We start from the raw sequence: 12,660 nt of genomic DNA, 5'->3' as shown, positions 1-12,660 counted from the left end.
TCTTCACAATGCCTGCCAACGCCGCCCCGCGGCCCCCAGAGTGAAGCCCCCGACGTGATCTCCCGCCTGTTGCCCGCGACCCGGAAAGGTCGCCTGATGCTGATCGCCGTGCTTGTCCTGATCGCTGCCGTGGCCGCCTGGTGGCTGCTGCGCAAGCCGGCCGCACCGGCCCTGGCCACCACCGCGGTCAGCCGTGGCGATATCGAACAGACCGTGGAAGCCACCGGGGTGATCGATGCCTACAAGCTGGTCAGCGTGGGTGCCCAGGCCTCGGGCCAGATCAAATCGCTGAAGGTGCAGCTGGGCGACACGGTGAAGGAAGGTGACCTGATTGCCGAGATCGATGCCACCACCCAGCAGAACCAGGTGCTCAATGCCCAGGCATCGCTGGACCAGGTGATCGCCCAGCGCGCCGTGCAGCAGGCCACCCTGCGCCAGGCCGAGCTGGATTTCGCCCGGCAGAAGCAGATGCTGGCCGCCGAAGCCACCTCGCGCCAGGAATACGATGCCGCCGAAGCCACGCTTAAGACGGCCCGCGCGCAGCTGCAATCCTACGAGGCGCAGATCAAGGGCCGCGAAACCGAACTGGGCACCGCCCGCGCCAACCTGGCCTACACCCGCATCACCGCGCCGATGGATGGCACCGTGGTGGCCGTGGTGGCCGAAGAAGGCCGCACCGTGAACGCCAACCAGACCGCGCCGACCATCGTGATGCTGGCGCGGCTGGACGTGGTGACCGTGAACGCCGAAGTGTCCGAGGCCGATGTGGTGAAGATCAAGGCCGGCATGCCGGTGTATTTCACCACCCTGGGCGATCCGGACCGCAAGTACCACGCCACGCTGCGGCAGATCAATCCGGCGCCGTCATCCATCGCCAATGAAAGCTCGTCCAGCTCCAGCAGTTCGTCCAGTTCCAGCTCCAGCAGCGCGGTGTACTACAACGCCCTGTTCGACGTGGAAAACCCCGACGGCACCCTGCGCATCGACATGACCGCGCAGGTCTCGGTGCTGCTGAACCAGGCCAAGGGCGCGCTGCTGGTTCCGGCCGTGGCGCTGGGCCCGAAGACCCGCGATGGCCAGCGCATGGTGCGCGTGGTGGGCGAAAACGGCCAGCCGCAACCGCGCAAGGTGAAGGTGGGCATCAGCAATGGCGCCAGCGCGCAGATCCTGTCCGGGCTGGAAGAAGGCGAACGTGTGGTGGTGGGTGAAGCCAGCGCCGCGGCGGCCAGCAGCGGCAACAGCAACCGCGGCGGCGGCATGCGCATGGGCCCGCCCGGTGGCATGGGGCCGCGCCGATGAGCCACGGCGCCCCCCTGCTGCGCCTGCGGGATCTGCGCCGCGAATTTCCCGCCGGCGACGAAACCATCGCCGTGCTGCGCGATGTCAACGTGGATATCCATGCCGGTGAAATGGTGGCCATCGTTGGCCAGTCCGGCTCGGGCAAGTCCACCCTGATGAACATCCTGGGCTGCCTGGACCGTCCCACCCGTGGCAGCTACCAGGTGGCCGGCCGCGAGACCGGCAACATGGAACCGGACGCGCTGGCCGAACTGCGCCGCGAACATTTCGGCTTCATCTTCCAGCGCTACCACCTGCTGGGCGACCTGGACGCGCGCGGCAACGTGGAAGTGCCGGCCGTCTACGCCGGCAGCCCCGGCCCGGTGCGCAACGCCCGTGCAGAACAACTGCTGCAGCGCCTGGGCCTGGGCGACCGCATGCACCACAAGCCCGGCCAGCTTTCCGGTGGCCAGCAGCAGCGCGTATCGATCGCCCGCGCCCTGATGAACGGTGGCGAGGTGATCCTGGCCGACGAACCGACCGGCGCGCTGGACACGAAATCCGGCGAAGAAGTGATGGCCATCCTCGGCGAGCTGCACGCCGAAGGCCACACCATCATCATCGTCACCCACGACATGAGCGTGGCCGAGCACGCCCAGCGCATCATCGAGATCCGCGACGGTGAAATCATCGCCGACCGCGCCAACCCGAAGGCGCCCAGCCATCGGGCGCAGCGCGAAGCGAGCATCGGCGTGGCCCACGGCAGCAACTGGCGCGCCGCACGCGACCGCTTCACCGAAGCCTTCCGCATGGCCCTGCTGGCCATGAACGCGCACCGCCTGCGCACCTTCCTGACCATGCTCGGCATCATCATCGGCATCGCCTCGGTGGTCTCGGTGGTGGCCCTGGGCAACGGTTCGCAGCAGCAGATCCTGCAGAACATCAGCGCGCTGGGCACCAACACCATCGACGTCTACCCCGGTCGCGGGTTTGGTGACATGCGCTCGGCGCGGGTGCAGACCCTGAAGGCCACCGACGCCGACGCACTGGCCACCCAGAGCTACGTGGACAGCGCCACGCCCAGCGTGTCGACCTCGGTCACCGCGCGCTACCGCAACCAGTCGGCCACCGCGCAGATCAGTGGCGTGGGCGACCAGTACTTCCGGGTGAAGGGCATCACCCTGCTCAGCGGCAGCTTCTTCGACACCGATGCGGTGAAGGGCCTGGCGCAGGAAGCGGTGATCGACGAGAACACCAAGACCCAGTTCTTCCCCGACAGCGACCCGATCGGCCAGGTAATCCTGCTCGGCAACGTGCCGGTTCGCGTGGTGGGCGTGGCCAAGAAGCAGAGTTTCGGCTTTGGCGGCAGCACCAGCCTGGGCGTGTTCGTGCCCTACACCACGGTGATGTCGCGCATGCTGGGGCAGAGCCACGTGTCCAGCATCACCGTGCGGGTGAATGACGAAACGCCGATGGATGCCGCGCAGGAGGCCATCACCCGCCTGCTGACGCTGCGCCATGGCACCGAGGATTTCTTCCTGAGCAACAGCGCGGAAATCCGCGAGACCATCGAGCAGACCACCCGCACCATGACCCTGCTGATCGGCGCCATCGCCGCCATCGCGCTGCTGGTGGGCGGCATCGGGGTGATGAACATCATGCTGGTGTCGGTGACCGAGCGCACCCGCGAGATCGGCGTGCGCATGGCCGTGGGCGCGCGGCAGAGCGACATCCGCCAGCAGTTCCTGATCGAAGCGGTACTGGTCTGCCTGCTCGGCGGCCTGCTCGGCGTGGGCCTGGCACTGTTGCTGGGCGCGCTGATCGGACGCTTCTCCAGTGATTTCCAGGTGCTGTTCTCCACCGCCTCGATCGTGGCCGCGTTCGCCTGCTCCACCCTGATCGGCGTGGCCTTTGGATTCCTGCCGGCACGCAGTGCCGCCCAGCTCGACCCGGTGGAGGCACTGGCCCGCGAATGAAGATGATGATGACCCGACTGCCCTTCCCTGCCCCCACCCGCCTGCTGCTGGCTGGCGCCGTGCTGCTGGCCCTGTCCGGCTGCGCATCGGTGGGCCGCTACCCCACCCAGGATCCCGAAGTGGCTGCCACCTGGGGCCGCGGCGATGCCTCCCTCAACGCACCCGCCGACGCCCCGCGCAGCAGCCTGGATACGCCCAGCCGCGATATCCGCCAGGACACCTGGTGGCAGGGGTTCGGCGATGAACGCCTGGACCGGCTGGTGGCACGCGCACTGCAGGCCAACAGTGACCTGGGCGCCGCCGGGCTGGCCGTGCAGCGCGCGCGCCTGCAGGCCGGGCTGGCCAGCAATGCGCTGTGGCCGCAGCCGTCCTCGTCGGGCGTAAGTGGCAGCGGCAGCCGCGCCACCGACCAGGCCGACGACTGGAGCCGCAGCTATTCCACCGGCGTGTCGCTGGGCTGGGAAATCGACCTGTGGGGACGCCTGCGCACCCAGCGCGACATCGCCCGCTGGGAAGCCCAGGCCAGCGAGGAAGACCGGCAGAACACCGCACTGCTGCTGATCGGCGACACCATCACCCAGTACTGGACCCTGGCCTATCTGAACCAGTCCATCGGCAGCGGCCAGGCCAACCTGGAGCGCCTGCAGCGCACCCGCGACCTGGTGCAGGCGCGCTTCGACGCCGGTGCGGTATCGCGGCTGGAAGTGCGCCAGGCAGAGCAGAACCTGCAGTCGCAGCGCTCGGCGCAGAGCGCGCTGGAACAGCAGCGGGTGGAAGTACGCAATGCGCTGACCGTGCTGCTGGATGGCACGCCGTGGCCGCAGCAGGACGAACCGCAGAACCTGGACGATGCACGCAGCCCGGCCATTGCCGAAGGCCTGCCGGCCGATCTGCTGGGCCGCCGCCCCGACCTGCGCGCGGCCGAGCTGCGCCTGCGCAACAGCCTGAAGACCATCAAGGTCACGGCCACCCAGTACTACCCCGCGCTCAGCCTGACCGGCAGCGTGGGTTCCAGCGCCACGTCACTGGGTGATGTGCTGCGCAACCCGGTGGCCACGCTGGGCGCGGGCCTGTCGCTGCCGTTCCTGAACCTGCAGCGGGCGCAGCTGGATACCGACATTGCCGGCACCGCCTACCAGATCGACGCCACCAACTTCCGCAAGACGCTGTACACGGCACTGTCTGAAGTGGACAACGCGCTGTCGGCACGCGAACAGCTGGCACGCCAGGTCGAAGCCTCGCAGGCCTCGTACGACCAGGCGGTGGAAGTGGAACGCGCGCAGGAAGTGCGCTACCGGGTGGGTGCCACCGATCTGCGCACCTGGCTGGAAGCGCAGCAGACCCGGCGCGATGCCGAACTGTCGCTGGCGCGCGTGCGGCAGAGCCAGTTGAACAACGACGTCACCCTGTTCAAGGCACTGGGCGGCAGCGCGGGGTGACGCGGCAGGAGCGCCAACCAAGGTTGGCGCCTACCAGGTAGGTGTCGACCTTGGTCGACACGGCACATGGGAAGGGGTCAGAGCCCTTTTCCAGGGAAAAGGGATCCAATCCCGCGCTCAACCGCGCTGGCGCACGGCCTCGAACAGGCTGACGCCGGCGGCCACCGACACGTTCAGGCTCTCGATCTCGCCCGGCATCGGAATCTTCACCAGGCCATCGCAGTTCTCGCGGGTCAGGCGGCGCAGGCCGTCGGCCTCACCGCCCAGCACCAGCGCGATGTTGCCCTTCAGGTCCAGGTCGTACAGCGAAGCGGTGGCTTCGCCGGCCAGGCCGTAGATCCACACGCCCTGCTTCTGCAGGTCCTTCAGGCAGCGCGACAGGTTGGTCACCGCCACCACCGGAATGCGGTCGGCGGCGCCGGCCGAGGTCTTGCGCACGGTGGCGTTCACCGTGGCCGACTTGTCCTTGGGAATGATGACCGCCGTGGCACCGGACGCTGCAGCCGAGCGCAGGCAGGCGCCCAGGTTGTGCGGGTCCTGCACCTCGTCCAGCACCAGCAGCAGGGCCTTGCCCTCGGCAGCGGTCACCAGGCCTTCCAGCTCGTTCTCACTGTAGGTGCGGGCAGCGGCGTAGCGCGCGGCCACGCCCTGGTGGCGCACCGAACCGCCCACGCCATCCAGCGCCTGGCTGTTGACCTTGCGCACGTCGATGCCCTTGCGGCGGGCGTTCTCTTCGATTTCGGTCAGGCGCGGGTTCTTCGCACCGGCCTCGACCAGCACTTCGCGGACGTTGTCGGCGTCGTTCTCGATGGAGGAGGCGACGGCGTTGACGCCGACAATCCACTGGCTGTTCTTGCTCATGCGGGCGAGGACCGGAAAGGGGGTGGCTATGGTAGAGCATCGGCGGCGGCCGCGCTGCGTGCCCGCCGGGCATGGCCCGGCGCTACCCGCCGTTCATCCTTCGGCTGAACGGCTGCGCGCGGGCCAGTGCGGGGTGTCGTGGTCGGGGTGCTGGTGGGACACGATCGTGGCCAGGAACTCCAGCGCGGCCACGTCCTCCTCGGTGCGCCGCGCCGGCAACCGGGCCAGATCATCCACGAAGGGCAGCTTGCGCTCGGCCCCGTACTGGATGGTCGGTGGCAACCGCTCGGGCTGGTCGAACGCCCCGGCCGCCACCGCCATGCCATCGGGCGCCTCGTAGGTGAGCGGCGTGCCGCAGTCGGCGCAGAACCCACGCTGCACCACGTTGGAGGACTGGAAATGGCGCGGCTGTCCGCGGGTCCAGGCGAACTGTGCGCCGCGTACCGAAACCAGCGGCGCGTAGTAGGCACCGAAGGCTTTCTGGCACATGCGGCAATGGCAGATCGAGCTGTCGGTCAGTTGGCCGCGCACCTGGAAGCGGATCGCGCCGCATTGGCAGCCGCCGCTGTATTCGGGATGGCCCTGCATGGTGGGTTCCTCGGAAATGTCGTGCCAACCAAGGTTGGCACCTACCGGGTGAGGGGTGTGCCAACCAAGGTTGGCACCTACCGGGCGGGGTGGGTGCCGACCGTTGGTCGGCACACCCTTCAATATTTCTCTTTCTTGCGCTTGGCCGGCTTGCCACGCTCGGGCAACGGCGGCAGGCCGTCACCTTCGTCCTCGCCCTTGTGCTCGACCAGGCGGAAGTCGATCTTGCGCTCTTCCATGCTGGCCTTCAGCACCAGGATGCGAACGCGGTCACCCAGCCGGTAGCTGGCGCCACGGCGCTCGCCGCTCAGCGTTTTCCGGGTCGCGTCGAACTTGTAGTAATCCTGCGGCAGCTGGGTCACGTGGACCAGGCCCTGCACCTTGGAATCGTCCAGTTCCACGAACAGGCCGAAGCTGGTCACGCCGCTGATCACGCCGTCGAACTGGCCGCCCACGTGCTTTTCCATCCACGCCGCGCGGTAACGCTCGTCCACTTCGCGCTCGGCTTCGTCGGCACGGCGCTCGCGTTCGGAGCACTGCAGAGCCAGCGCAGCCATCTCGCGGGCGTTGTAGGTGAAGGTGTCCTGCGGCTTGCCGGACAGCGCGTGCTTGATCGCACGGTGTACCAGCAGATCGGGGTAGCGGCGGATCGGCGAGGTGAAGTGCGCGTACGCCTCCAGCGCCAGGCCGAAGTGACCGTGGTTGTCCGGGCTGTAGATGGCCAGGCTCTGGCTGCGCAGCAGCACCGATTCCAGCAGCGTGGCATCGGGGCGGTCGCGGATCTTCTTCAGCAGCTTGGTGTAGTCGCCCGGGCGCACCTTCGACCACGGCGGCAGGCTCAGCTTGAACTCCTTGAGGAATTCCAGCAGGTCGGCGTACTTGGTTTCCGGCGGCTTTTCGTGGATGCGGTACGGCGCCGGCACGTGGCGCGACAACAGGTACCTGGCCGCCTCCACATTGGCGGCAATCATGCATTCCTCGATCAGCTTGTGCGCATCGTTGCGCACCAGCATGCCGGCCTGGGTCACTTCGCCGCGGTTGTCCAGCACGAAGCGCACTTCGCTGCTTTCGAACTCGATGGCACCGCGCTTGGCACGCGCCTTGGCCAGCACCTTGTACAGCTGGTGCAGGCGCTGCACCTGCGGCAGCAGTTCGCCCATCCAAGCCTTGGTATCGGCATCGTCCTCGCCCACCGCCTTCCACACCTGGGTGTAGGTCAGGCGCGCGTGCGAGTTCATCACTGCTTCGTAGAAGCGCGACTGGCTGACCACGCCGTCACGGTCGATCTGCATGTCGCAGACGAAGCACATGCGGTCGACCTTGGGCATCAGCGAGCAGATGCCGTTGGACAACGTCTCCGGCAGCATCGGCACCACGAAGCCCGGGAAATACACCGACGTGGCGCGCTTCTGCGCTTCCTCGTCCAGCGGCGTGCCGGGGCGCACGTAGTTGGACACATCGGCGATGGCCACCACCAGACGGAATCCGTCGGCATTCGGTTCGCAGTACACCGCGTCGTCGAAGTCCTTGGCGTCCTCGCCATCGATGGTGACCAGCGGCGTGCTGCGCAGATCGACGCGGTTGCCGATCATCGCCGGCTCGACCACCAGCGGCACCGAGGCGGCTTCGTCCAGCACTTCCTGCGGGAACTCGAACGGCAGTTCGTGGCCGTGGATGGCCGTTTCCACCACCAGCGAAGCGGTCAGCTTGTCGCCGAGCACGGCGATGATGCGGCCGATCGGCGGGCGGCGGCTGTCCGGTGCCTGGGTCAGTTCGCAGACCACCAGCTGGCCATCGCGCGCGCCACCGGTCTGGTCCGGCGGTACCTGCACGTTGCGCTGGATGCGCTTGTCATCGGGCACCACGTAGTTGATGCCCATTTCAATGCTGAAGCGACCGATCAGGCGGGTCATGCCGCGCTCGAGCACGCGGGCGATGCTGCCTTCGCGGCGGCCGCGGTGGTCGATGCCGGTCACCCGCGCCAGCACCTTGTCACCGTGCATGACCTTGCGCATTTCATAGGGCGGCAGGAACAGATCGTCGCCACCCTCGACCGGGCGCAGGAAGCCGAACCCTTCCGGGTTGGCGATCACCACGCCGGTGACCAGGTTCAGCGTCTGGATCGGCGCGAAGCCACCGCGGCGGTTCTGCACCAGTTGGCCATCGCGCACCATCGCGCCCAGCCGGCGCGACAGCGCCTCGGCACGATCGGCGGCGGTCAGCCCCAGGCGTGCGCCCAGTTCTTCGGCGGTCTGCGGCCCTTCGCAACGCTCCAGCAGGGCCAGGATGGCCTCGCGGCTGGCAATGGGTTGTTCATACTTTTCGGCTTCGCGGGCCGCATAGGGATCGTCGATCACCTTGCCGGCCGGCGGCAGCTTGCGGCCTGGGGCCGGGCCCGGGGCGGCGGCATCGGCGCTGCGGCCCTTGCGGCCGCGCGGCGGTGCACCGCCTTCATTCAATTCCGGGAACCAGCCCGGCAACGGCTTGCCCGGCTTGGCGGTGCGGGCTGCGCCCGCCTTGGCACCCTTGGTCGGGGCCTGGCTGCGGGACTTGCTCCCGCCCTTGCTTGGTTTTTTGGTAGTCATCGCCCTACATGGTAGCCGTTGCAGGCGTGCACAGCGGGTCAGCGGCCACGTTTGCAGGCGGGCGTGAAATTTTTGGGCGAAAGCGTTGACAGCCTGCCGATTCATCTTCACAATTGCGCCTCTGGAACGCCCAGGTGGCGGAATTGGTAGACGCACTAGTTTCAGGTACTAGCGGGTAAAACCGTGGAGGTTCGAGTCCTCTCCTGGGCACCAACGAAAAAACTCCTCGCTTCGGCGGGGATTTTTTTTGCCTGCGATCCGGCGATCTGGCCCCAAGGTCAGAGCCCCTTTCGCAAGCGAAACGGGATCCAACCCCGGGGCTGCAAAAGGTGTTGACACCCCCGTAACAACACCCCATAATCTCGCTCCTCGACGCCCAGGTGGCGGAATTGGTAGACGCACTAGTTTCAGGTACTAGCGGGTAAAACCGTGGAGGTTCGAGTCCTCTCCTGGGCACCACGTCGAGAATGAAAAAGACCCGCGAAAGCGGGTTTTTTCATGCCCGCGATCCGGGCCACGCCGACCCGTAGAGTCGAGCTTGCTCGACTGCACCGACCTGTAGAGTCGAGCCATGCTCGACTGATTCCATGTAGGGCAGTCGAGCATGGCTCGACTCTACAAAAACGGACCGTCAGAACAACGGCCGCAGCACCAGTTCCAGCCCCAGCAGCAACAGGAACCCCAGGAAGCACGCGCGGAACACCCGTGCGCTGATGCGCTGCCGGATCACCTGCCCCAGCCACATGCCCGCCAGCGCCGGCACCACCGCCAACGCGCTCATTCCCAGCTGCTGCACGCCAAAGGCGCCATGCAGCACCAGGCCCGTGGTCAGCGAAATTGTCGATACGGTGAACGCCAGGCCCAGCGCCTGCACCAGTTCGTCGCGCTGCAGGCCCAGCGACTGCAGGTAAGGCACCGCCGGCATCACGAATACACCGGTGGCACCGGTCACCACGCCGGAAATCGCCCCGACCAGCGGCCCCAGCCAGCGCTCGCGCCGCTGCGGTACATGGAATACCGGCGCAACCAGTGCGTACAGCGCATAGACCACCAATGCCACGCCCAGCGCCATGCGCGAAAGATCGCGGTCCACCCGCACCAGCAGCGCCGCCGAGCCCAGCGTCACCACCACCACCGCCAGCATCATCGGCCACAGCCGCCGCACGGTATGGCCCAGCGATGGGCCGGACAACAACTGCCAGGCATTGGTCACGAAGGTGGGAATGAACAGCATCGATGCGGCCGCCACCGGCGACAGCGCGCCGCCCAACAAGCCCATCGCCACCGTCGGCAGCCCCATGCCGGTCACGCCCTTGACCACGCCGGCCAGCACGAACACCACCACCAGCAACCCATAGAAGTACATCGTCTCGTTCATGCCGCCATTGGAGCGGCCGCGGCAACGGCGCACAATGCGGCTTTGCGGCCCCACCCTTCGGACCAGCCGAAGGCACCTCCCCTGCCGAGGTCATTCCCATGCGACTGGACATTGCCGATCTGCGCCTGTTCCTGGCCGTCGCCGACGCGGGCAGCATCACCGCCGGTGCGGCACAGGCCAACCTGGCCCTGGCGTCGGCCAGTGAACGCCTGCGCGCCATCGAAGCCGATGCCGGCAGCACGCTGCTGGACAGGCATCCACGCGGGGTAAGCCTGACCGAAGCCGGTGCCGCTCTCGCCCACCATGCGCGACTGATCGTGCAGCAGCAGGCGCAGCTGCGCGGCGAGCTGCAGGCATTCGCACAGGGCGCGCGCGGCACCCTGCACCTGTATGCCAATACCGCTGCGCTGACCAACTACCTGCCCGCGCGCCTGGCACCGTGGCTGGCCCAACGGCCGCGGCTGCGGGTGGAACTGCACGAGCGCACCAGCAACGAAGTCGTGCGCGCACTCCGCGCCGGACAGGCCGAGGCCGGCATCATCAGCGACGCCGTGCCGGCCGAGGGACTGCAGCGCCATGTGGTGGCCGAAGATCCGCTGGTGATGCTGCTGCCGGGCCACCACCGTTTCGCCCAGCGCCGCAGCGTGTCCTTCGCCGATGTGCTGGGTGAAACCTTCGTCGCGCTGGCCGACGGCAATGCCCTGCAGACCTACATCGAAGAACTGGCCGCTGCCGCCGGTCGCGTGCTGGATGTGCGCATCCGCATGAAAACCTTCGAGGGCCTGTGCACGATGGTCGGCCACGGCATCGGCGTGGGCATCATGCCGCGCACGCTGGCCCGGCAGCACCGGCGCAGCACCGGCACCGTTGCCGTTCCACTGGAAGATGGCTGGGCGCAGCGCCGTCTCTGCGTGTGCATTGCCGATGCGCAGGCATTGTCGGCACCGATGCGCAGCCTGCTGCAGCACCTGGGCGTTCGCACTGAAAAATAAGTGTGAAATTGTGTTGACACATCGGCGTGCTTACCGCACAATTTCTCTCCTGAGTCGCCCAGGTGGCGGAATTGGTAGACGCACTAGTTTCAGGTACTAGCGGGTAAAACCGTGGAGGTTCGAGTCCTCTCCTGGGCACCATGACTCAAGATGATCAAACCCGCGAAAGCGGGTTTTTTCGTTTCAGCAGCTTGAGGATGCCGACGTTGCCGTCAGCGCCGGCAAGCGCCTTGCCGCTGCATCCGCAGTCGGATCAGTTCTATCGCGCAGAGCCCCACTGACAGCCCGAGAGCGGTCGCCAGTGAAGGCAGCCCTGCGCCTCGGAACCCGATGAAGTCCAGCGCAGGAGAAATGGCCTCGGCGACGACGGCGTAGACCGCAAGCAGGCAACTCGCGAAGCCCAGCGCTGGCCTTTGCGCCCGGCGCCCGCACAGGACCAGGCACAAGGCAACACAGAGCAGACCCGCCTCCACGGTAAGCAAGCGCAAAGCACCTGCCTGAATGACCGGAAGCACCGCCACCGCGGCGGGCAACATCAGTCCGAGCGCGGGAACGAACAGACCGCGCAAGCCATACAATGCGGGCTGACAGGCATCCAGCGCATCCAAGGCACGGATTTCACGCCCTCCATCCTTGGCAGCGCCTGCCAGCACCGATGCCAAGGCGAGCAGAACGGCCATGGGTGTACCTGCGCTGTCCACGCAGCTCAACAGCGCAGCCGCCGCCAACAGCCAACCCCAGGACGACCGGCGCCGGTACCAATGGGCAAACTGCCAGACAACCCGCCACAGACGAACGTTCCCAGCTGCCAGCACCGGCGCCACCGGCTGTGCGGGTGCGACGGTCTGATGGCGTGCATGCACATACCGGCGCGGGCGCCCCCTTGCCTGCACCTGCACCCGCATCCACCGCCAACACGACAGGAACAGTGCTCCGGCAAGACCCAGCATTGCGCCAAGCATGCTGAGCCGGGCACAGGCCAAGTCCGAGATGCCTGAGAGCTGATGCCATTGCACCGTGCCAACGCCAAGCCGCGTGGTGAACCCCAATGTCATCGGCCCCGTCGCGGACACGGCACCGTTGATCAATCCGATGCCGAAGGCGTCGAAAATGTGCAGCATCGTAAGCTGCAGGAGAAGCAACCACGCGCAGATCACAACCAGCACCCGCCCCAGCGAATTCATCGGCACCAGCGCGTCCAGCACGATCACCACCACCAGCGCCACCGACACAACCACGGCGCCGAGCAGCAGCGACATGCCCACTACCGGCCAAGCGGGAAACTGGTCGTACTTGAAGTACGCCAACACTCCCATGCACAGGCACGACAGGAGCAAGAAGCACACCGCAATGCCAGTGCCTCCAAGCAGATTGCCCGCCACACCCAGTACCGGCCTGAGGGGGGCACAGTAAAGAACCCGGTACGCACCTTGGGCACGCTCGATCGCGGGGGCTCCGCCGATCATGAATATCAGGAACGGAAACAGGAACACGCCCCACAGCACGGTGGCCAGCACCATCGCGGTGTCGGCTGTCATGACTACCGCTTGATTGCCGACGAGC

General features: G+C 67.0%; 9 protein-coding genes and 3 tRNA genes. 7 read left to right on the top strand and 5 right to left on the bottom strand.

Going from position 1 to position 12,660, the window contains the following annotated elements; all coding sequences use genetic code 11:
* Positions 1-54 precede the first annotated feature (54 nt).
* From C1933_RS06640 to C1933_RS06630, 3 genes are read left to right on the top strand one after another with little or no spacing between them, the layout of a single operon-like run.
* Positions 55-1,299, top strand: coding sequence for an efflux RND transporter periplasmic adaptor subunit (locus C1933_RS06640; protein WP_108752623.1), 1,245 nt, complete (start codon positions 55-57; stop codon positions 1,297-1,299).
* The gene (locus C1933_RS06635; protein WP_108752622.1) at positions 1,296-3,254 is read left to right on the top strand and encodes a MacB family efflux pump subunit; all 1,959 of its coding nucleotides are present in this window, start codon (positions 1,296-1,298) and stop codon (positions 3,252-3,254) included. The genes C1933_RS06640 and C1933_RS06635 overlap by 4 nt, the downstream gene beginning before the upstream one ends.
* Complete coding sequence (locus tag C1933_RS06630; protein ID WP_108752621.1) at positions 3,251-4,693, top strand: TolC family protein; 1,443 nt, start codon at positions 3,251-3,253, stop codon at positions 4,691-4,693. The genes C1933_RS06635 and C1933_RS06630 overlap by 4 nt, the downstream gene beginning before the upstream one ends.
* Before the next feature lie 117 nt (positions 4,694-4,810).
* Here C1933_RS06630 and rlmB read toward each other — a convergent pair whose 3' ends face one another.
* From rlmB to rnr, 3 genes are all read right to left on the bottom strand, one after another.
* Positions 4,811-5,554: a 23S rRNA (guanosine(2251)-2'-O)-methyltransferase RlmB gene (rlmB, locus tag C1933_RS06625; protein WP_107230358.1), complete on the bottom strand. Its 744-nt coding sequence runs from the start codon at positions 5,552-5,554 to the stop codon at positions 4,811-4,813.
* A 93-nt stretch (positions 5,555-5,647) separates the two neighbouring features.
* Entirely contained in the window at positions 5,648-6,142 is a 495-nt protein-coding gene (locus C1933_RS06620; protein ID WP_108752620.1) for a GFA family protein, read from the bottom strand.
* 119 nt (positions 6,143-6,261) lie between these two features.
* Positions 6,262-8,727 carry a ribonuclease R gene (gene rnr / locus C1933_RS06615; protein ID WP_108752619.1) on the bottom strand — a complete coding sequence of 822 codons (2,466 nt, stop codon included), beginning with the start codon at positions 8,725-8,727 and terminating at the stop codon, positions 6,262-6,264.
* Positions 8,728-8,855: 128 nt separating this feature from the next.
* Here rnr and C1933_RS06610 point away from each other — a divergent pair.
* Positions 8,856-8,940: transfer RNA gene (locus C1933_RS06610), tRNA-Leu, on the top strand.
* Positions 8,941-9,101: 161 nt separating this feature from the next.
* A tRNA-Leu gene (locus tag C1933_RS06605) sits at positions 9,102-9,186 on the top strand.
* A gap of 172 nt (positions 9,187-9,358) precedes the next feature.
* Here C1933_RS06605 and C1933_RS06600 read toward each other — a convergent pair.
* Complete coding sequence (locus tag C1933_RS06600) at positions 9,359-10,105, bottom strand: sulfite exporter TauE/SafE family protein (protein WP_108752618.1); 747 nt, start codon at positions 10,103-10,105, stop codon at positions 9,359-9,361.
* Between the two features lie 98 nt (positions 10,106-10,203).
* Here C1933_RS06600 and C1933_RS06595 point away from each other — a divergent pair, with 98 nt between their 5' ends.
* On the top strand, positions 10,204-11,097 hold the full coding sequence (locus tag C1933_RS06595; RefSeq protein WP_108752617.1) for a LysR substrate-binding domain-containing protein: 894 nt from the start codon (positions 10,204-10,206) through the stop codon (positions 11,095-11,097).
* 56 nt (positions 11,098-11,153) lie between these two features.
* Positions 11,154-11,238: transfer RNA gene (locus C1933_RS06590), tRNA-Leu, on the top strand.
* Between the two features lie 71 nt (positions 11,239-11,309).
* Here the strand turns inward: C1933_RS06590 and C1933_RS06585 are convergent.
* The gene (locus tag C1933_RS06585) at positions 11,310-12,635 is read right to left on the bottom strand and encodes a hypothetical protein (protein ID WP_108752616.1); all 1,326 of its coding nucleotides are present in this window, start codon (positions 12,633-12,635) and stop codon (positions 11,310-11,312) included.
* Between the last annotated feature and the right edge of the window lie 25 nt (positions 12,636-12,660).

The sequence above is a fragment of the Stenotrophomonas sp. ZAC14D2_NAIMI4_6 genome (genome assembly GCF_003086875.1).
Classification (GTDB): domain Bacteria; phylum Pseudomonadota; class Gammaproteobacteria; order Xanthomonadales; family Xanthomonadaceae; genus Stenotrophomonas.
The sequence above is the reverse complement of the archived record's forward strand: the minus strand, read 5'-3'. Positions and strand labels throughout refer to the sequence as shown.